This window comes from Shewanella sp. MBTL60-007 (assembly GCF_019654915.1).
Classification (GTDB): domain Bacteria; phylum Pseudomonadota; class Gammaproteobacteria; order Enterobacterales; family Shewanellaceae; genus Shewanella.
Map to the genome: position 1 here is coordinate 1 of NZ_BPET01000005.1, position 18,700 is coordinate 18,700.

At 45.0% G+C, this 18,700-nt stretch carries 15 protein-coding genes and 1 pseudogene; 9 read left to right on the forward strand and 7 right to left on the reverse strand.

The genetic code is table 11. The annotated features are described in order from the left end of the window. Positions 1-275: 275 nt before the first annotated feature. A pseudogene (locus K5Q92_RS02470) lies at positions 276-527 on the forward strand (RNase H family protein); the annotation flags it as partial. A gap of 108 nt (positions 528-635) precedes the next feature. Here the strand turns inward: K5Q92_RS02470 and K5Q92_RS02475 are convergent. Both K5Q92_RS02475 and K5Q92_RS02480 read right to left on the reverse strand, forming a co-directional pair. Then, positions 636-1,532, reverse strand: a complete 897-nt coding sequence (locus tag K5Q92_RS02475; RefSeq protein ID WP_220767479.1) for a LysR substrate-binding domain-containing protein — start codon at positions 1,530-1,532, stop codon at positions 636-638. An 8-nt stretch (positions 1,533-1,540) separates the two neighbouring features. After that, positions 1,541-2,281 carry a class I SAM-dependent methyltransferase gene (locus K5Q92_RS02480; protein WP_220767480.1) on the reverse strand — a complete coding sequence of 247 codons (741 nt, stop codon included), beginning with the start codon at positions 2,279-2,281 and terminating at the stop codon, positions 1,541-1,543. Between the two features lie 137 nt (positions 2,282-2,418). Here K5Q92_RS02480 and gloB point away from each other — a divergent pair, with 137 nt between their 5' ends. Both gloB and K5Q92_RS02490 read left to right on the forward strand, forming a co-directional pair. Then, positions 2,419-3,195: a hydroxyacylglutathione hydrolase gene (gene gloB / locus K5Q92_RS02485; protein WP_220767481.1), complete on the forward strand. Its 777-nt coding sequence runs from the start codon at positions 2,419-2,421 to the stop codon at positions 3,193-3,195. A 90-nt stretch (positions 3,196-3,285) separates the two neighbouring features. Further along, a complete protein-coding gene (locus K5Q92_RS02490; protein ID WP_220767482.1) occupies positions 3,286-4,845 on the forward strand; it encodes a LysM peptidoglycan-binding domain-containing protein in 1,560 nt (519 codons plus the stop codon). An 82-nt stretch (positions 4,846-4,927) separates the two neighbouring features. Here the strand turns inward: K5Q92_RS02490 and K5Q92_RS02495 are convergent, their stop codons facing one another. From K5Q92_RS02495 to K5Q92_RS02505, 3 genes are all read right to left on the reverse strand, one after another. After that, complete coding sequence (locus tag K5Q92_RS02495; RefSeq protein ID WP_220767483.1) at positions 4,928-5,515, reverse strand: BsuPI-related putative proteinase inhibitor; 588 nt, start codon at positions 5,513-5,515, stop codon at positions 4,928-4,930. Next, positions 5,515-7,341, reverse strand: coding sequence for an AsmA family protein (locus tag K5Q92_RS02500; RefSeq protein WP_220767484.1), 1,827 nt, complete (start codon positions 7,339-7,341; stop codon positions 5,515-5,517). The genes K5Q92_RS02495 and K5Q92_RS02500 overlap by 1 nt, the downstream gene beginning before the upstream one ends. A gap of 71 nt (positions 7,342-7,412) precedes the next feature. Further along, on the reverse strand, positions 7,413-7,913 hold the full coding sequence (locus K5Q92_RS02505; RefSeq protein WP_220767485.1) for a putative 4-hydroxy-4-methyl-2-oxoglutarate aldolase: 501 nt from the start codon (positions 7,911-7,913) through the stop codon (positions 7,413-7,415). Positions 7,914-8,101: 188 nt separating this feature from the next. Here K5Q92_RS02505 and K5Q92_RS02510 point away from each other — a divergent pair, with 188 nt between their 5' ends. After that, positions 8,102-8,419 (forward strand): hypothetical protein, encoded by a 318-nt coding sequence (locus K5Q92_RS02510; RefSeq protein ID WP_220767486.1) that lies wholly within the window; start codon positions 8,102-8,104, stop codon positions 8,417-8,419. A 427-nt stretch (positions 8,420-8,846) separates the two neighbouring features. On the opposite strand, the gene msrQ is transcribed toward K5Q92_RS02510, so the two are convergent. Together msrQ and msrP are read right to left on the reverse strand one after the other, a co-directional pair. After that, complete coding sequence (msrQ, locus tag K5Q92_RS02515) at positions 8,847-9,497, reverse strand: protein-methionine-sulfoxide reductase heme-binding subunit MsrQ (protein ID WP_374758432.1); 651 nt, start codon at positions 9,495-9,497, stop codon at positions 8,847-8,849. A gap of 44 nt (positions 9,498-9,541) precedes the next feature. Then, complete coding sequence (gene msrP / locus K5Q92_RS02520; RefSeq protein ID WP_220767487.1) at positions 9,542-10,564, reverse strand: protein-methionine-sulfoxide reductase catalytic subunit MsrP; 1,023 nt, start codon at positions 10,562-10,564, stop codon at positions 9,542-9,544. A 327-nt stretch (positions 10,565-10,891) separates the two neighbouring features. Here msrP and rmuC point away from each other — a divergent pair, with 327 nt between their 5' ends. From rmuC to K5Q92_RS02545, 5 genes are all read left to right on the forward strand, one after another. Next, on the forward strand, positions 10,892-12,415 hold the full coding sequence (gene rmuC / locus K5Q92_RS02525) for a DNA recombination protein RmuC (protein WP_220767488.1): 1,524 nt from the start codon (positions 10,892-10,894) through the stop codon (positions 12,413-12,415). Positions 12,416-12,442: 27 nt separating this feature from the next. After that, positions 12,443-14,374, forward strand: a complete 1,932-nt coding sequence (locus K5Q92_RS02530) for a transglycosylase SLT domain-containing protein (protein ID WP_220767489.1) — start codon at positions 12,443-12,445, stop codon at positions 14,372-14,374. A gap of 276 nt (positions 14,375-14,650) precedes the next feature. After that, the gene (locus tag K5Q92_RS02535) at positions 14,651-15,562 is read left to right on the forward strand and encodes a MoxR family ATPase (protein WP_220767490.1); all 912 of its coding nucleotides are present in this window, start codon (positions 14,651-14,653) and stop codon (positions 15,560-15,562) included. Positions 15,563-15,638: 76 nt separating this feature from the next. Continuing rightward, entirely contained in the window at positions 15,639-16,631 is a 993-nt protein-coding gene (locus K5Q92_RS02540) for a DUF58 domain-containing protein (RefSeq protein WP_220767491.1), read from the forward strand. After that, the gene (locus K5Q92_RS02545; RefSeq protein ID WP_220767492.1) at positions 16,628-18,679 is read left to right on the forward strand and encodes a DUF3488 and DUF4129 domain-containing transglutaminase family protein; all 2,052 of its coding nucleotides are present in this window, start codon (positions 16,628-16,630) and stop codon (positions 18,677-18,679) included. The genes K5Q92_RS02540 and K5Q92_RS02545 overlap by 4 nt, the downstream gene beginning before the upstream one ends. The last annotated feature ends 21 nt before the right edge of the window (positions 18,680-18,700 follow it).

Consider the following 18,700-nt stretch of genomic DNA (forward strand, 5'->3'; position numbering starts at 1 on the left):
TTTGATTTCAATTTCTTTCATTTTACTAAGTAAAGCTCTATCAAATTTAGACAAGTGAAGTATAGGTAAATCTGGATAAATGTACAGTGGTTTAGTTGTAAGGATCTCTTACAAAAATGTGTATTACACCGTTGAAACGGTAAGACAAATATAGCTGTTGTCTATGCAAAATCCTTTCATATTAGCTTTTCTTGTGCTATCTACATTTCAAACAGTGAATAATGTTTTGTAGCATAATTTAGTAAGAGTAATCAGTCAGTACACTTTACTCTTGAGGGATCACTCAGTGGATCCATGGCTGGAAACGTAAAGGATGGATCACCTCAACCAACCAGCCTGTAAAAAATGTCGATCTCTGGCAGCGCCTAGACGCAGTGTCTCAACGTCATCAAGTTGAGTGGCGCTGGGTAAAGGGCCACGCAGGCCACAGCGAGAACGAGCGCTGCGACGACTTGGCTCGCCAAGCCGCGGAAGCTAAACCTACACAAGAAGATATTGGTTATATTGCTCAACAGAAACAGGATTAACACATGCTGTTTAAGCGTTTTGTCTAGGCTAATAGTTTAAATCGTAAGAAACTGCACTCATGCAGTTTCTTCGCGTCATATTTTCGCCAGCTCTTTAAGCTAACAAGATCAACTTTCCGTATTTAAAAAAGTCTGGCAAAAATTGATAAAGGCCAAGCCCACTGGTGTAAATTGGCGGCTCTTATGGTGAATACGATAAAACTTTCGCTCTAACGCCAATCCCTCTACTTCAATAACCGCCAACTCCTTACGGATCAATTCTTTCTCAAGCGTTAATTCAGATAATACCCCTAGCCCCGCCCCTTGTTTGACCGCTTGCTTAATGGCATCGGGAGTCGAGAAACGAAACTTCTCTTGTGGCTGCATGTCCAATGCATTCGCGGCATTAACAAAGCAGTCACGGGTGCCAGAGCCCTCCTCTCGCATCACCCAAGGCATTCCACTTAGCTCACTTGGAGCCACGGTTTGACCGGCTAACGGATGCGCTGGATGGCAAAATATCAATAACTTATCTTTGTGCCATGCCTCGACCGCTATACGACTATCGAGACATTGCCCCTCGACAAAGCCCATCTCGCTTCTAAACTCCAGTACAGAGTTAATGACGTTTTGACTATTGTCGATATCCACATTCACAAGTGTGTTGGTGTGCTGTTGGCAAAATGCGACCGCCGATTTTGCTAAGAGATAATTACCGATAGTGGAACTGGCACTCACACAGAGGTTCCCCCCCAGTTCAGCCCCAGCTGGCGAGAAAGCATGTTCAATCTGATCAATTTTTTGCAGTGCTTGAGTGGCTAAAGGTAATAACAAACTTCCTTGGGAGTTCAGGCGCAAACGATTGCCTATACGTTCAAATAATCGCGTATCCAGTTGCTTCTCTAGTTCCGATAGCGCCATCGATGCAGCAGGAGATGACAGACTGAGCATCTCAGCTGCCTTTGCTACTTGGCCACTTCGAGCGACCGATTCAAAGACGGCCAGCTGTTTTAATGTAATACGCATTTAGACTCTTAAAATTCGTTTGAAGATTTTGACGCATGTCCTGTCCGACTCGCGCTGGGGGCAGTAGACCAGTTTGGCCGCTTCACTTTACGCTTTACCTGTATTGGCGTTAACGGGCTTTCTAATTTTTTCGCCACCAAAACATACACACTACCCGAACTAGGCAGCCAGGATTTAAGTGCATGGGACCAAATATTACCAACTTTAACATCACCAAGCAGATGATGATGCAGTATACGCTCATCGGCAACCACTTGATAACCCAAGAGGCCTAGCCAATCTTTAACCCTTGATGGCATAAAGAAACGCCCACACCAAGGGATCTCTTGCTGATGTTTAGGCAACATCTTTCCAAAAAACATCGGACTAAGGGGATTGAACCCGGTGATGACCAAGTGTCCTCCAGAGATTAATACTCTGTCCACTTCGCGAAGTAAACGATAGGGGTCGGCCTCAAACTCAAGTAGAAAGTTCATCACCACCGCATCGATGCTGGCGTTTTGGATAGGTAGCTGGCAGTAATCTCCCTCAATATCGGCCTGCGCCTCATCGAATAGTGAATATTTGCGATTGATACCTACACCAGTTTTAGCCATTTTATGACTTAACGGGCCTAAGCTCAGTAGATAGTAGCCAAAAATTCTCGGCCACCAAGGAGACAGCGTCTGCTCTACGCTTTCACGAATAACCGGGCCATTAGGGAGTTCTGACCAATGATAAGGCTTTAACGGTAATGCTGACTGTGACAAATCAATCTCCAAAATCACTGATGCTCTACTTTAATAACGAAAGCGGTATACAAGCAATAGCTTTGCTCAGTAAACTGGTTTAAGCGCTCAAATTATTTAGCAAGAGCGGTAACTTAATTAAATGAGAGAGTTTTGACATGTTACATATCACTCCATTACCCGCGTTTGATGATAATTATATCTGGCTGTTTCAATCTCAGCAAAATGCTGGCGTCTATGTGGTCGATCCCGGTGATGGTCAAGTTGTCATTGACTATTTATCCAAGACCCAACAACCTCTGCTCGGGATCCTCATAACCCACCATCACCATGACCACACCGGAGGAATAGCGGCACTTGTCGCCAAGTTTGGTAATAACCTACCGGTATATGGCCCCCAAGTTGAAAATATCACAGGTATTAATCGTCCTATTTCAGCAAGCGGTAATATCACGTTAGATCATAGCGACTTAACCGCCCGTATCATTGAGGTGCCGGGTCACACCCTAGGCCATATCTGCTATCTCATTGAAGATGTACTATTTTGTGGCGACACACTGTTTAGCGGCGGCTGCGGTCGTCTATTTGAAGGCTCGGCCGAGCAGATGTACAACTCATTAACCGAGTTAGCTCAGTTAGACGATACCACTAAGGTCTGCTGCGCTCATGAGTACACTTTAGCTAATTTGGCGTTTGCTAATCGGGTAGAGCCTAACAATGAGGAGCTTATCGATTACACACAGAAAGCCAATGCACTGCGCACTCAAAACCTGCCGACCTTACCCTCCTCTATTGGCTTAGAGAAGGCGATTAACCCCTTTTTAAGAAGTGATAGTGCTGAAATTTGGCAATCTTTATCTATTCAATTCCAACAACCTATCGAAAATCCATTGCAAGGCTTCGCACTTCTGCGTCAATGGAAAGACAATTTCTAAAAAATAATCTACAATAGCCCGCTATTCCAGCGCCACCAAGCCAGATTTACTCTGGCTTTTTTGAGCCTAATTAGAGGACACACATTTTAGATGCGCGTACCATTTTTATTCGTCGCAGGGGGCATTGCCCTGTTGACAGGTTGTCAAACTTTAGACAGCCAGCAGACTTCAGAAGGGATCCCTGCCAAGCCAGTTGCAGTTGAGAAAGTCGCCCAAAAACCTATTGAGCCAGAAGTTGTTGAGGTGGTTGAGATCACCGATATTTGGCAGCGCATTCGCCTTAATATGCAGATGGAAGTACCTGATGAAAAGCTAGTTCGCCAATATCGCGACTGGTATATCAAGCATCCTCAGCATTTAGAACGCGTATCTGAACGCGCTACACCCTTCATGTATTTAATCGTAGATGAAATTGAAAAACGTAATCTACCCATCGAGTTAGCTTTACTGCCGATCGTAGAAAGTGCTTTCGATCCTTTTGCCTACTCACATGGTGCGGCGTCGGGCCTTTGGCAATTCACATCACCTATGGCGCGCCACTTCGGGCTACAGATGAACTGGTGGTATGACGGTCGAAGAGATGTACCTGCGGCCACAACAGCAGCTTTAGATATGCTTGAGTACCTGCATGGTAAAACGGGGCAAAATTGGTTATATGCCATTGCCGCCTACAATACCGGTGAAGGCCGCGTGATTAACGCAGCAAAACGCAATAAAAAGAAAGGCATCTCGACCGATTTCTTTAGTCTTAACCTGCCAAGAGAAACTGAGCGTTATGTCCCTCAGTTACTTGCACTCGCCGATGTAATTAAAAATGCCGACAAGTATGGCATTAAACTAACTCCTATCAGCAATGAACCGCAGATCGAAGTTGTCGACATAGGCAGTCAAATTGATTTAGCACTAGCGGCAGACATCGCCGAGATGACAACATCTGAGCTACACAAGTTAAACCCTGGCTTTAACCGCTGGGCTACCGCACCAGAAGGCCCGCACAAACTTGTGCTGCCAATCGATAAAGCCGATGCGTTTAAACTGGCGTTAAATAAGACGAATACGACTGAACGCCTTAATTGGGAACGCTATCAGATCAAGTCAGGCGACAGCTTAGGCTTAATTGCAAAACGTTATCGTACAACGGTTTCAGCATTAAAAGCTGTCAACGATATTAATGGCAACACCATTGTCGCTGGCAAGTTCCTGCTTATCCCAGTTGCTGCGAAGGATCTCGATGAGTACCTTTTATCTGCCGACCAACGCTTGGCCCGTCAGCAGAATAAAGCACGCGGCTCGAGTAAAATCACTTACAAGGTAAAGTCTGGTGATTCGCTTTGGAAAATCGCCAAGCAGCACAAGGTAAAAATAGCGCAGCTTGCAAGCTGGAACAGCATGGCGCCAAAAGACTCATTACAGATTGGGCAAAAGTTAGTGATCTGGTCTGGAACAGCAACCAGCAAGAGCGGTTTGAGCGAAGTAATGCGTACCGTTAACTATAAGGTTCGCAGCGGTGACTCATTGGCGCGTATCGCCAGCAAATTTAACGTTAGCGTTAACGATCTTGTACGCTGGAACTCACTTGAAAAGAGCAAGTACCTGCAACCAGGTCAGATGCTGAAGCTCTATGTTGATATGACAAAAGTCAGAACCTAAACAACATAGACTTAGCACACACATTTCGAGAAAATAAAAGGCGACCTTAGGTCGCCTTTTTGTCACTGTCACATTAACAATGTTAGAAGTGGTAGATCACCGGATGCATCGCCGGACGTTGAGACTCTGTCGCGCGTCCAGCAAAAATCGCTTTCAGGCTATAGCCTTTACCTATCTTAGCCGCAATATCCGCAGGGATTTTAAACTTAACGTACTGAGTTTTCCCAGCTGGCATCACCCCTTCTCGAATCGCTTGGGTGAACATCATCTCATTTGACCATGCCCAAACTCGCTGACCCTGAGGGTCAAGTAGCCATAGATCTGCCGTCATACCAGATGAGAACATTAATGGGATGCCATAGCGCTGATTATTAGTGTATTCCAGCGTAATATCTGTATTATTGTTGACCACAAGCTTAGCGTCTAACAACTCTTCCCCCATAGCTTTGCCCTCTTTAAACTGTCGCGGTTCACCAATACCTGCCCCAACAATGCCAGCCGTTGCCGCTGGAAAGGACTTGATAGGTTGCACTTGAGGCTCGCTCGGCGTACTCTCCGCTGCCGTACTACGATTGGCCTCCGCACTCTTCATATTTGCGGCCTCAGTTTGCTGGCCTGAACAGCCCAACAAAGCAACTGCGATTAAGGGTAAAAATCGTTTAATAGCCATTAAAAGCCTCCAAATTTCTTGAACAACTTATCTTTAAGTTTATCGGTCTCATCTTTGAGCTTTGAATCGAGCAAGGCCTTCGTATCAAGGGCAAATTTTGGCTCAGACATAGTGCCGCTAATGGCAAATGGGATCTCAACGCCGTAGAGTGCATCACGCTCCTCACCACCTTGGCCTTCGAGTGAGCCGACAACAGAGGTGGTTAACTTATAGTCTAAAGCCTGATTAATAATATTCGCTGTTCCCGCACCTTTAAGACGGATTAATGGCGATGCCATATCCAGATCCGGATTAGATACCACACCTTTAGCGACATTAAATGAACCCGTCATGCTGGTAAAGTCAGTCTTTTTCTCACTAGCACCCGAACTTGCTGAGAGGTCGCCGCCCAGCTTCGCCTTTGCTTCACGGATCATCTGCGGGATATTCACCCCATGGATGGCACCATCGGCAATCTCAAACTTACCGTTTGCGACAAGGTTCTTCTTTAGATTGTCAGGCAGTAGGCTGCGTCCCTTACCTGCTACATTAAAGTTTGCTTTACCATCTAACATGTCCACTTCGGCCAAATCAATTAGCAAGGCTCGAATATCTACCTCAGATAGGTGTTCATCAAACTGATATTTGGCGACCTTTTCACGACCATCGAGCTTGGCAGTGGCACTTACTTTGCCGCCGTAGAGATCAGCCGATAACTGCTTAACATCGGCTATGCCATTTTTCATCTGTAGCTTCATTACCCAGTTTTGAGTTTTTAAGTTGGCGACTTTGACTGACTTAACGCTCACATCAACATCGAGATTAACCGACTTCATCGCTCTCAAATCTGGCTCAACTGCGTCCGATGCTGTGGTCGCCGATTTGTCTTGGCTAGCCGCCTCGCCCTCTTGTTTTGGCAATAACGCATCAAGATCGACGTCACCGACCTCAAGCTTGGCCACGACATTAGGTACTTTACTTCCATAGGCAATATCAAGCTTGCCCTTAGCATCGATATTGGCGGCACTAAAACTTGATAGCACAAGGTTCATCGTCTGCTTATCTAACGCCACAATTAGTGAGGTGTTAAGATCTGCCTTTAAACTGCCATTTGGTATCCCGTCACCAGTCACTTGATTACTCACTGCGAAATCGTTAATGGTAATAGTCTGCAGATCTTGAGCAACCTTGAGCTGGCCCTTCCCTTGGCTAACAAGCTTGAGATCTGGCAAAGTGGCTGAAAACTCGTACTGTAGCTGTGCAAACTCTCCCAGCTGAAAGCGACCTAAAGTCAGCTCTTTGAGGTCAAATAATTGCTCAGTGTCATTTAGGTGATCGATATTAATAATCTTGGTGTTGGTAATTGCGATACCACCAATATCGAGTCGGGCAAGCGTTGCATTACTTGTGCCGCTGCTTTGCGTCGATGACTCTGTGGTGCCCTTGGCGTCAGCCGTCGCCGCCAAACCATCGAAACTGGTACGGCCATCGGTTTGCGTTTCAAGCTTCAAAGTCAGGCCATCGAGATTTAACTGAGAGATTTCAACCTCTTTCTTTAGCAGTGGCATTAATGCCACTTCAGCAACAACCTGATTAACCTCGACCATAGAACTATTTGTGAAACCTTGTGGGTTCGACAAGGTGAGCTGCCCAAGCTCAATCCCTAAAGTAGGAAAGAAAGTCCAAGAAAGATCGCTGCCAATAGTCAAATTACGTCCCGTTTGCTCCTTTACGAGATCGACAATTTGTGGTTTAAAATCATTGGGGTCAAAGATCACTGTTACATATAGCACCAAAGCAAGCACTAGACCTAAGACTGTTATAAAAAACCATTTTAAAAATTTCATGATAGCTCCCTTCTGTTATCACTGAAACACTTAGATAAAAAGACCCGTTTAAAGAGACGAGTACACAGAGATTACTCCAAATTTAGTACGGATATATCTAATGCTCGATTAGCAACGGCGACACCGTTAGCATCAGCGTAGATAAATGACTGTGGAGATATGATAACCCCATATATTTCAACTGCAAGGTTCACCTCACCTAAGCCTTTCTTCTCGGTTTTAATCGGGTTAGCGCCAACAGCCTTAACGCCAAGATTAATGGTCTTCAGTGTCGCCACATCGCGAACGCAACCAAAAATCACCACGCCATGCCAGCCATTGTCAGCTCCGCTCTGGGCTATCATATCGCCCATTAACGCACAATCCATCGCGCCCTGACCATCAACGACTAATACTTTCCCTCTGCCATCTTGGGCGAGAAGCTGTTTAACTTTTGAATTGTCTCGATAACACTTAACTGTGACGACTTCCCCCCAAAAACACTCTTGTTTACCAAAGGAGGTAAACATCGGAGGAAGCAAAATTAGTTCATCGCCATAGGCATCGAATAAGTCGGGTAATAAATCTAGCATTTCGCCTCCATGCATACAGATAAGTAAAACTCTCCATAGACTGACAGGTAAAGCGTAGAAACCCAAGTATTAACAGCCGAATTTAAGCATAATTTATGACATCCAGACTTTTCCACGATGAAAATACAAACTATAATATCAATCAGTGCCTGTACTCGGAATCCTCCGTACTTTAATCGTAGGTAAAAATGAACACTAATATCGAATTAGAAAGTGCTATCGCTGCGCTTGACCAGTATGGTTATGACAAGAAACATTCTAGCGACCTAGAGCAAGCTCGTAATAAAGTCCAGATGTTAAAATATATCGGCTCCCTAGACTTTAGTCTTCGTCGATTATTAATATTACAAGAAGCGGTTGATGAACTTGTTGAAAAAGAAAAGAAACTACTCGCTCAAAAAGAAAACATTCAGACATATAAAACAAAAATAATTAACCTGTCTCGTCAATTTAATATTTCATATGATGAAGTTATTCAGATAATGAAACAACAAGAGAACAGTTAGGTATTCAACTATTCTACATCGATATTGTTCACAATTATTAATACCGAGCACAAACACCGCTCAATTAATAACCACCAAATAATATCGTCAAGTCGATATTGCAGCCTATGGATGGGCTTGCACTCCACGACTAAATTCATCTAGTAAAACACTCCAGCCCTAGAGAACCTTGTCCAAAAGACCTCTGCTAGAGACTCTCACCTAGAGACTCTCACCTAGAGACTCTCACCTAGAGACTATGTCGTCATCCCTGGCAATAGTACTTATGCTGCGACACTGTGTCCCCTCAGGTTAAAGTGCTTAGTTTTAAGTCGCTAACATTGGTAACATAACCCTCTATTTTTTTAATCAAACCTATCGCCCTTCGCTACAGATAAGTGAATATGAATGCTATAAAAACGGTGATAAGTATATTCATAATTTAGCTTTATTTACTTTCAGTTTTTTTATTGCCCAACGAAATATTGCCCCCCTTAAATAGCGTATGTTTAATACTTTTAATTTTGCTAACTCTAAGCCAAAGTAAAAAGCTAAAAAACACCAAGTACAAACTAGGCTCAATAATTTCAGATTTAACCGACCAATAGAAATGAACCGGGACTAATATGGCAATAAAGTAAATACCATTATGAAGCTGTTGCCAGCGTTTCCCCATTGTTCGCCTAACGACTTTAAATGAGGTTAACGCTAACGCCGCCAACAAAATATAAGCCGTTGCGCCAACAAGTATGTAAGGGCGCTTAACCACCTCTTCAAAAAACAGTGACCAAGCAAACAATAGATCTAAGCTAAAAAACGCCAACACATGTAAACTGGCATAGGCGAAAACATACAAGCCCACCAAGCGCCGAGTCTGCATCAAAACTCCCCACTTAAATCGTTTAGCAAGCGGTGATATCAGTAGTGTCGCGGCTAAGGTATTTAATGCACCAATGCCAGTAAAGTGAATAATATATTGCACCGGATCGCCGCCCGCATTATCACTCAGCACCTTCAGAACCAAGTAAGCTATTGGGCTCAGCGCGATAAAGTGAAACAAGGCTTTTAGCCAAAACAGATTACGACTAGTGGAGCCCATGATTGTTCCCTTTTGATAGTCCCATAGATATTAGTATTATCATTTTAATAGAAACGTTTTAAATCGATGTCGCTATAAAGACTGGCAACAGACTCGCCATAACCATTAAAAGGCAACGTCTTAATACGCTTTGCGGAGAAAAGCCCACCTTCTGCGATTCGCCTTTCAGATGCCTGAGACCATCTAGGGTGGTCGACGTCAGGGTTTACATTGGCATAAAAGCCATACTCACTTGGTGCAAGTCGATTCCAAGAGGTTGGTGGCTGCTTGTCTGTTAATCGAATGCGTACCACAGACTTAATGCTCTTGAAACCATACTTCCATGGCACAACCAAACGAATAGGCGCGCCATTTTGCGGCGGCAGTGTTTTGCCGTATAACCCAACAGACATGAAGGTTAAATCATTCATCGCCTCGGCTAAGGTTAACCCCTCAACATAGGGGTAATGAATGCCTCCACCAACATAGGGGTTCTTTTGCCCGGGCATCTGCTCAGGATCGAACAAGGTCTCAAAGGCCACATACTTGGCTCGACTGTTTACCCCGACCTTTTTCAACAAACTCGCTAGCGAGAATCCCACCCAAGGGATCACCATAGACCAAGCCTCAACACAGCGAAAATTATAAGCGCGCTCCTCTAGCGGGAACAGCTTAAGCAGATCGTCGTAATCGAGTGTCATTGGCTTATCGACTTCACCATCGATAACCAAGGTCCATGGGTCGACTTTAAGCTCCTGAGCATATTCTTGTGGGTCAGTCTTACTGGTACCGAACTCGTAAAAGTTATTATGAGAAATAATTTTCGACTCGGGCGTTAACTCGCCATAAAGAAGATGGTCATACTCAGTTTGCTTCTCAAAGGGTAATGCCTTAGTCAAAAAGGCCGTCTTTCGCTTATCACTTGAAAATAGCTCAAACACCCCAGCATTGGCATGGGAGGAAAGTAACGCACCAGCACCAACAAAGCCTAACTGCTTTAAAATTCTTCTGCGATCGTGATAGACAGCTTCAGGAGTAATCTCGCTATCTTTAATGTTATTCCAGGCATGTGTTTTTTTTATATTCATTCGTTATTTCGCCCCATCTTTTACACTAATGCAAACTGCTTAACTAATCAGACCGAGTAATCCGATAAAAGGTTTCACTTTAGTTTCAAGTTAGATCTCATGAACAGATGACTATGTCAGCACTTACTTTATAATTTGTGTTATTAGGCTTGTAGGATCTATATCGTCATCCCCCCACAGCCGTTCCCATTAACACCGCACACCACATCTTGTTAACAGCTGATTATCTCTGCAGCACTTACTTTACTAATTGTGTGGTTAGGCTTGCAGTGACAAAACTGCCATGCCACCCTAAGGCTTCATTTATCATGTTAAGAGCCTTCTCACATGCCATTAGATCTTGCATTCACCACGCCACAAATCATCATTATTGCTGCCATAGCCTTTCTTTCTATGCTTATAGGCGCACTATTCAATCAGAAGAAAACACGCAGTAGATGGGAGCAAGCTCGAAGTCAGCTACTCCAAGAGATGGATCTGACCAAGCAGGAGCTTAACGGTGAAATTCTAGAGCTAAAAGAAACTATTCACCAAAAAGAATTAGTCATCGATCAGTATCAAGACAAACTCGAGTTTCGTTTAGAGCAATTAGGCAAGGCGCAAGCCCAAGCCGAGCGCACCCAAGAGCTTGAACAGTCACTAGCCGATAACCGCCGTAAACAGATGGAAACTCAACTGGCTTTGTCAAAGTCAAACGCAATGCAGCAGACACTCACTGCCAGCTTCGAAGCTAAACAGCAAGCGCTCAATGATAAAATACAGCTACTGGAAGATTCTGAACTTCGCCTCAACGCCCAGTTTGAAAATTTGGCCACCAAAATCTTCGAAGCACGAAGTGAAAAACTACAAAGCCAAAATAACCAACAATTAGACAGTGTTTTAGCACCTTTCAAGCAGCAGTTAGAAGGTTTCAGAGCTCAGGTTCAAGCATCCTATTCACACGAGCAGACCCAGCGTAGCGCGCTTAAACACCAGTTAGACTCATTAACCGAACTTAACTTAAAGATGAGTCAAGATGCTGTTAACCTCACTAAGGCGCTCAAGGGCGATAACAAGCAACAAGGCAACTGGGGAGAGGTTATTCTAGAACGAGTCTTACAAGAGAGCGGTCTAAGAGAGGGTCATGAATACGATACCCAGACAGATCTAAAAAATGAAATAGGTAAACGCTTTAAACCCGACGTGATTGTTCACCTGCCTGAGAATAAAGACGTGGTTATCGATGCGAAAATGTCACTTGTGGCCTACGAGCGATACTTTAACAGCGATGATGAAGAGGTTCGCACGCAGGCAATTAAAGAGCATATTATCTCGGTTAGAGCGCATATTAAGGGCTTAAGCCAGAAAGATTATCAAAAACTTCATGGTTTAAAGAGCCTTGACTATGTATTGATGTTTATTCCGCTCGAGCCTGCATTTCTGTTAGCGCTTGAGCATGATCCTAGCTTGGTAAACTACGCCCTTGAGAGCAACATTATGTTGGTTAGCCCAACCAACTTATTAGTGGCACTGCGAACCATTAACAATATTTGGCGCTATGAATACCAAAACCAAAATGCGCAGTTAATTGCCAAGCAAGCTGGTAAAATTTATGACAAGTTGTGTGGTTATTTAGACGATATGGAAAAGCTAGGCCGTGCCATCGAATCAGCCGATAAAAACTTTTCCAACGCCATGAATAAGCTATCAACCGGTAAAGGCAACGTTATCCGTCAAGCACACCAGATGCAGCAACTCGGTGTTGAAACCAGTAAAAAAGTGGATGCCCAACTTCTAGATAAAGCGCTAAGCTTATCGGATGATGATTTTCATCACGATCCTGTGACGTTGCAAAGCGAAAGAATTTCTTAATAGAGGCAGTTAGGGGGATAGTTACAAATGCACAAGCAGTTAAGTCGCATTTTAATCACAATGGTAGCGGTGTTTGTATCCTCCAGCGCTATGGCTTCCTCACTCACTAAAGAGCAGCAACAATACCTTGATGCCCGCAGTGCACTCAATAAGAAGCAGCTAACGCGCTATGAATCACTTAGAGGTGAGCTAGATGACTATCCACTCACCATCTACCTCGATTTTAATCATAAAATTAACGACATCCTCAAACTACCAGCTAAGCAGGCACAACAAGCGTTCAATGCCTTCGAAGACAGCCCTCTGTATAACACGGCTCGCTACCGTTACCTGAAACGTAGTGGCAGTCAAAAACGCTGGAAAGACTTTCTTGTCATCAGCCCAGAGCAGCCAAACAATGTCACGCTACAGTGCTACTATTTCCGAGCGCAGTTACAGCAAGGCGACAAACAAGTGGCGTTTGATGGTGCTGAATCCCTTTGGCTATATGGTCGCTCCCGCCCAAAAGAGTGCGACCCTTTATTTAAAGAGTGGCAAAAAGCAGGCCTACGCAGCCAAGAGTTAATTTGGTCGCGTATGTTACTCAGCTTCGAGCAGGGACAATATGGATTACTCTCCTATCTTTCTCGCCAATTGACCACGAACAAAGATGACGCTAAGCGATTACTGTCAGTTTATAAAGATCCCCGCAGCCTACGCCATAAGTCAAAATTTAGCGGTTCAGCCAAGATCAATGCAACGATTGTAGACTTAGGTTTAAGAAAGCTGGCGAAGAAAGATCTCAAGCAAGCGGTCAAGCTATTCGCCTCTTATCAAAAATCTGACCGATTCAGCGATTATCAAGGACGAAAGCTGAGTCGTTACCTAGTCAGACGTGCGCTAATTTATCAGATCCCTGAACTTCAAAGCTATGTGGACACCATTCTCCCCCTACTCGATAGTGATGACTTGGTGGAGATGCGTCTACGTTGGGCGCTTAGAGATAATGACCAAAAGAGCTTTAGCCTATTTTTGCCACAGTTGAGTGAGCAAAAACAAAACAGTGCCCGTTGGCAGTATTGGCGTGCGACACTGCTTGCAAAAGAAGGCAGTCAGCAGAGCCAAGAGCAATCTCAAGCACTATTTAAAAAGCTCAGCCAAAAACGTAACTTCTACGGTTATCTTGCAGCCACTAAGCTGAAAGCTCCCCATCAACTACAACATAAAGCCAGTGTCAGTGATGAGGCCCTTAGACAGGAGATATTCTCTGATAAAGGCTTAGCGCGAGTTCGAGAGCTTATCGCTATCGATAGACAATCCGATGCCCGAGCCGAATGGGTGATGTTACTCAACCGCCATGATAAGCCGATGCAAAAGGAATATGCGGTCTATGCCGTTGAACAAAGCTGGCATAGCCTAGGCGTACAAGCCAGTATTCAAGCTCAACTTTGGAACGACATGGAGATGCGTTTCCCCTACGCGGCGCAGCAATCTTTTACTAAAGCCAGTAAGAAGTATGGCGTGGATATTGATGATATCCGCGCCATCTCTCGCCGTGAAAGTGCCTACTTCCCCAATGCAACATCGGGAGTGGGTGCCAGAGGTTACATGCAGCTAATGCCTGCAACCGCCAAACAAACGGCCAAGAAAACAAAGCTGCCCTACAAAGGCACCAAAAGTTTATACGATGAAAAACTCAATATCGCCTTAGGCAGTGCCTATTACAGCGACTTACTCAAACAGTTCAATCACAACCGAGTACTCGCAACCGCGTCATACAATGCGGGGCCTCACAGAATCAACAACTGGCTTAAACGCAGTGATGGTCAGCTCGATGTAGTCAGCTTCATCGAATCTATCCCCTATCGCGAAACTCGAGAATACGTGCAAGCGGTATTGAGCTACCGAGTCATTTATCAAGTCAAGCAAGGCAAAGTGCCTGAGTTACTTTCTGAGCAGGAGCTAACATTTAGCTACTAGTCCACAGGGCTTCGTTTTCGCTGTATGCTTAACCCCTAATAGCGGTTAAGCATACAACTCTAAAGCTGCGAAAACAGATTAAGCTAAGCACTTCAACAAAAAATATCGACAAAAACCGCCCCCCACAAGCTCTCTCGCCCTTCACTGGCACTATTAGCACATGCTAAATAAGTTCGACTATCTGGAAAGGAGAGGCGTTTTCCACCATAGTAAGAGTCAGAACGGATTTGTCATCTCTTTGAAAATAACAAAACATTGCTTGCACCAAGGACTCCTATGCACAATGACAATATTAACGCTATCTTGCAGCAACTCGACACAGTGCTACTCGGTAAACCTCACCAGATTAAGTTGGCCCTGACCTGTATTCTGGCTAAAGGGCACCTGCTTATCGAAGATCTGCCAGGTATGGGCAAGACCAGCCTTTCTCAAGGGTTAGCGCAAACACTAGGCCTAAGCTACCAAAGGATCCAGTTCACCAGCGACATGCTACCAGCCGATATTCTCGGTGTTTCTATCTTCGATAAGGAGCAATCCCAATTTATCTTTCATCCCGGTCCTATCTTTAAACAGATGATCCTCGCCGATGAGATCAATCGTGCCAGTCCCAAGACTCAGAGTGCATTATTAGAGGCGATGGCTGAGCAGCAGATCACCGTCGATGGTGAAACTCACTCATTACCACAGCCTTTTTTTGTGATTGCGACTCAAAACCCCAGCGAACAGTCGGGCACCTTCCCTTTGCCTGAATCACAGTTGGATCGCTTTATGATGCGGATATCCATAGGCTATCCAGCCCCAGAGGCAGAGCTGGCGATGTTGAAAGGTCAAGACAGCGTTTCGAAGGCGCAAGTACTGCCTCAATGCTTAACCCAGCTAACCTTGCAAGAACTTCAGGTGATGACCCAAGAGATCAGCGCATCAGACGCACTGCTGCAATATATTCTTGCACTAGTAAATGCTTCAAGAGATGCCCCACAAGGCGCTGGACTATCCCCAAGAGCCAGTAAGGCGATACTACAAGCCGCAAAGGCTTGGGCAATGATTAACGGTCGAAAATACTTGGTTCCCGAAGATGTACAAGCGATATTTCCACATGTTTCCGAACACAGAATAAGGCCATTTTCCCACCAGCAAGGTGAGGCGCTATCGGCTAAAATTCTCAATAAAGTCAACCCAATACTATAATTACTTACACAAGGAGCCTAATTTACCGAGTCTCCTTTACCCGCAAATGAATGGTTGAGTTAATGACTAGGAGTTTATGCGAAATCAAAGGAAGATAAAAACTAGGTTAAACCGACAGTGGCAAAGCTGGATCTCACGGCGCCTTCCGGCCAAAGAGCGGGTTACCCTTAGCCATAAGAGTATTTTTATTTTGCCGACAGGCTTTGGCCTGACTTGGCTGGCGCTGCTGATTATCTTATTTTTATTTGGCACTAACTATCAGAATAACCTCGTCATGGGGCTGAGCTTCCTACTACTTAGCGTTTTCAATACCTGCATCATCTACAGCTATAAAAACTTAGCAGGGCTGACCTTATCTGGCACTCAAGCCAATAACCCAGTTGCAGGTCAGCCTATCTATTTTCCGGTAAACCTCACCTCGCCTAACAGCGCCTATGAAATTCAACTAAACTTTGAAAATCAACCCATTGAAGTCATCAACAAAGTTGACCCACACCAGACCCAAGCTCTCATCAGCTACAATAACGCTCACCGCGGAATCAATCACCCAGGGCGAATAAAAATAGAGACTCGTTACCCGTTAGGGCTTTTTCGCGCCTGGTCCCATATCGATTTAGCACTAACGCAACTGGTTTATGCTAAGCCTATACTCGATCCTACTCCCCTGTGTTTAAGTGCTCAACAATCAACGGATCAGCAAGAGACAGGGAAATATGTGGCAGGCATAGACGAATATAAAGGCTTGAAGGAATACGCCCGCGGAGAATCATTAAAGCAGGTCGCCTGGAAACAATGGGCACAGGGCCGCGGCCTGTTAACCAAAGAGTTTGAAGAACCTCAAGGTGCTCCAATGTGGCTTTCACTTGAGGATGAAATACAAGATCTTGAGTTAGCGTTAAGCCACCTTGCTTGGCATACAGAGCAACTGAGCACCAAAGGGCAAGTTTTTGGGCTAAAAATTGGCGCGGTCTCAATCTCTCCCTCTCATGGCGAGCATCACAGAAAGCAAGTGCAGACCCAACTGGCCCTGTTTCCCAACCCCAATACTCCTCCCAAGGCTGCTCTATGACAGTAAAAGAACAGCAGAGGATCTCCCGTCATACCTTGATGTGGCTGCTTATCACCAATATCGTCATCTTGTCTCCCCTCTATGAGCAAGTCACCCTTTGGTCGCTGGCGATCTGCGCCATCTGTATCTTCTGGCGCATCGGGATCTATCTTGGCAGAGTCGCTAAGCCCCCTAAATGGCTGGTAACAAGCCTAGCCTTTGCCTCTGCGATGACGCTAGCAATGGTGGCGGGTCAAATCGGTGTTCTCACTGCCATGGTCAACCTACTCATTCTAGGTTACGCACTTAAATATATTGAAATGCGTAATCGCCGTGATGTTCGTGCGGTCGTATTGGCGGGTTACTTCCTGATCGCCTTTACCTTCATCGATCAGCAAAGCCTATTTGCTAGCCTTCACCTATTAGTCGCCACCATGATTAACACCTGCGTACTCATTAGCCTCTATCACGATGAAGGTAACTTTAAAAATGCAGCTCGATTGGGTGCTAAGATTATTGTGCAGAGTATTCCCCTTGCCATTATCTTATTTCTAGTCTTGCCACGTCTGCCCCCACTATGGATGGTACCGCCACAAAATGGTCCCCAAACGGGACTCTCCGATAAAGTAAGCTTTGGTGATATCGGCAAGCTAACACGCTCTAGTGCTTTGGCCTTTAGAGCCACTTTTGATGGCAACGCCCCTAGCAATGACAAACTTTATTGGCGCGCCATAGTATTGGAAGATTATAACGGCCAAGATTGGACTCAAAACCCAAGGATTATTGAGGCGCAATCGATGCAAACAGCACCTCTTCCGACTACAGAACTTGCACGGCTAGGCGTAAACTCATCCAGAATCGATTATCAAATCATTGCCGAGCCTAGCGCCCAACATTGGCTATTTGGCCTAGATGTTGCCACAAGCCAAGAGCCAGGTATAAAACGTCTTGCAGATTTCAGCCTATACGCCAATCGTCCCATTGATCAACGCCGCTTGTATCAAGTCACTAGCTTCAACGAGCTGATGATGGATAGGCAGCTAAGCGATAGCAGTAAAACGACTAACCTTGCACTTCCGGCTGGGAGTAATCCTAAAAGCCGCGCCTTGGCACAGCAATTTGCCATTAACTACCCTGATAATGAGGAAAGGCTGAATGCCATGATGCGCTACTTCACTCAGCAGCCTTATTACTACACCTTGCAACCGCCTAAGGTCGGCAGACAGCAAATAGATGACTTCCTGATACAGAATAAGGCGGGGTTTTGTGTTCATTACGCCAGTGCATTTGCCTTTATGGCCCGTGTAACTGGGATCCCAGCCCGTTTAGTTACAGGGTATCAAGGCGCGGAATTCAATCCCAGTGCAGGTTATTACAGTATCTATCAATATATGGCCCATGCCTGGGTTGAAGCTTGGTTACCAGACCAAGGTTGGGTACGCTTCGACCCCACAGCTATGATAGCCCCTGAGCGAGTCGAGCAGGGTTTCGATGCTTTTTTCGATCCAGAATCCACCTATCTATTGGACAACCCTTTTAGCGCTCTTGCCTACCGTGATAACGCTTTACTCAACCAGATGCGTATACAACTGGCCAGTGTAGACTACTTCTGGAGTGTGTGGGTGCTCGGTTTCAATGACCAAAAACAACAAAGGGTGCTAGAGGAGATCTTAGGCGAAGTCACCCAAACTAAACTCACCATTTTTATTGTCATTAGCCTCTGTGTGATCGGCTTATCCATCGCCTATAGCGCAGGCCTTATTCAGTTCCACCGCTCAAGTGATAAGCACCTTAACGCCTATTATTCCGTCTGTAAGCTTCTGCGCCAAAGAGGACTTGCAAGAGCTCACAATGAAGGTCCTCTCGATTACAACAAGCGAGTGGCAGCAGCCTTTCCTGACATAGCCGAGGATTTCGACAAATTGACGCAGTACTTCATCACTATTAAGTATCAAAATCTCAGTAAGCGTGGCAATAGACGCTTTTCCCGATTACTTATCAAGCAATCGAGATGGCTAAAAATCAATATCATTAAACAGAGATTGGCACTTAATAAAACAAACACATAGAATGGTTTGATCTGGCAGACT

Bases quoted from the DNA above. Each gene is read 5' to 3' on its own strand.
- K5Q92_RS02475 (WP_220767479.1), bottom strand. From the start codon at position 1,532: ATGCGTATTACATTAAAACAGCTGGCCGTCTTTGAATCGGTCGCTCGA.
- gloB (WP_220767481.1), top strand. From the start codon at position 2,419: ATGTTACATATCACTCCATTACCCGCGTTTGATGATAATTATATCTGG.
- K5Q92_RS02490 (WP_220767482.1), top strand. From the start codon at position 3,286: ATGCGCGTACCATTTTTATTCGTCGCAGGGGGCATTGCCCTGTTGACA.
- K5Q92_RS02495 (WP_220767483.1), bottom strand. From the start codon at position 5,515: ATGGCTATTAAACGATTTTTACCCTTAATCGCAGTTGCTTTGTTGGGC.
- K5Q92_RS02500 (WP_220767484.1), bottom strand. From the start codon at position 7,341: ATGAAATTTTTAAAATGGTTTTTTATAACAGTCTTAGGTCTAGTGCTT.
- K5Q92_RS02505 (WP_220767485.1), bottom strand. From the start codon at position 7,913: ATGCTAGATTTATTACCCGACTTATTCGATGCCTATGGCGATGAACTA.
- K5Q92_RS02510 (WP_220767486.1), top strand. From the start codon at position 8,102: ATGAACACTAATATCGAATTAGAAAGTGCTATCGCTGCGCTTGACCAG.
- msrQ (WP_374758432.1), bottom strand. From the start codon at position 9,497: ATGGGCTCCACTAGTCGTAATCTGTTTTGGCTAAAAGCCTTGTTTCAC.
- msrP (WP_220767487.1), bottom strand. From the start codon at position 10,564: ATGAATATAAAAAAAACACATGCCTGGAATAACATTAAAGATAGCGAG.
- rmuC (WP_220767488.1), top strand. From the start codon at position 10,892: ATGCCATTAGATCTTGCATTCACCACGCCACAAATCATCATTATTGCT.
- K5Q92_RS02530 (WP_220767489.1), top strand. From the start codon at position 12,443: ATGCACAAGCAGTTAAGTCGCATTTTAATCACAATGGTAGCGGTGTTT.
- K5Q92_RS02535 (WP_220767490.1), top strand. From the start codon at position 14,651: ATGCACAATGACAATATTAACGCTATCTTGCAGCAACTCGACACAGTG.
- K5Q92_RS02540 (WP_220767491.1), top strand. From the start codon at position 15,639: ATGCGAAATCAAAGGAAGATAAAAACTAGGTTAAACCGACAGTGGCAA.
- K5Q92_RS02545 (WP_220767492.1), top strand. From the start codon at position 16,628: ATGACAGTAAAAGAACAGCAGAGGATCTCCCGTCATACCTTGATGTGG.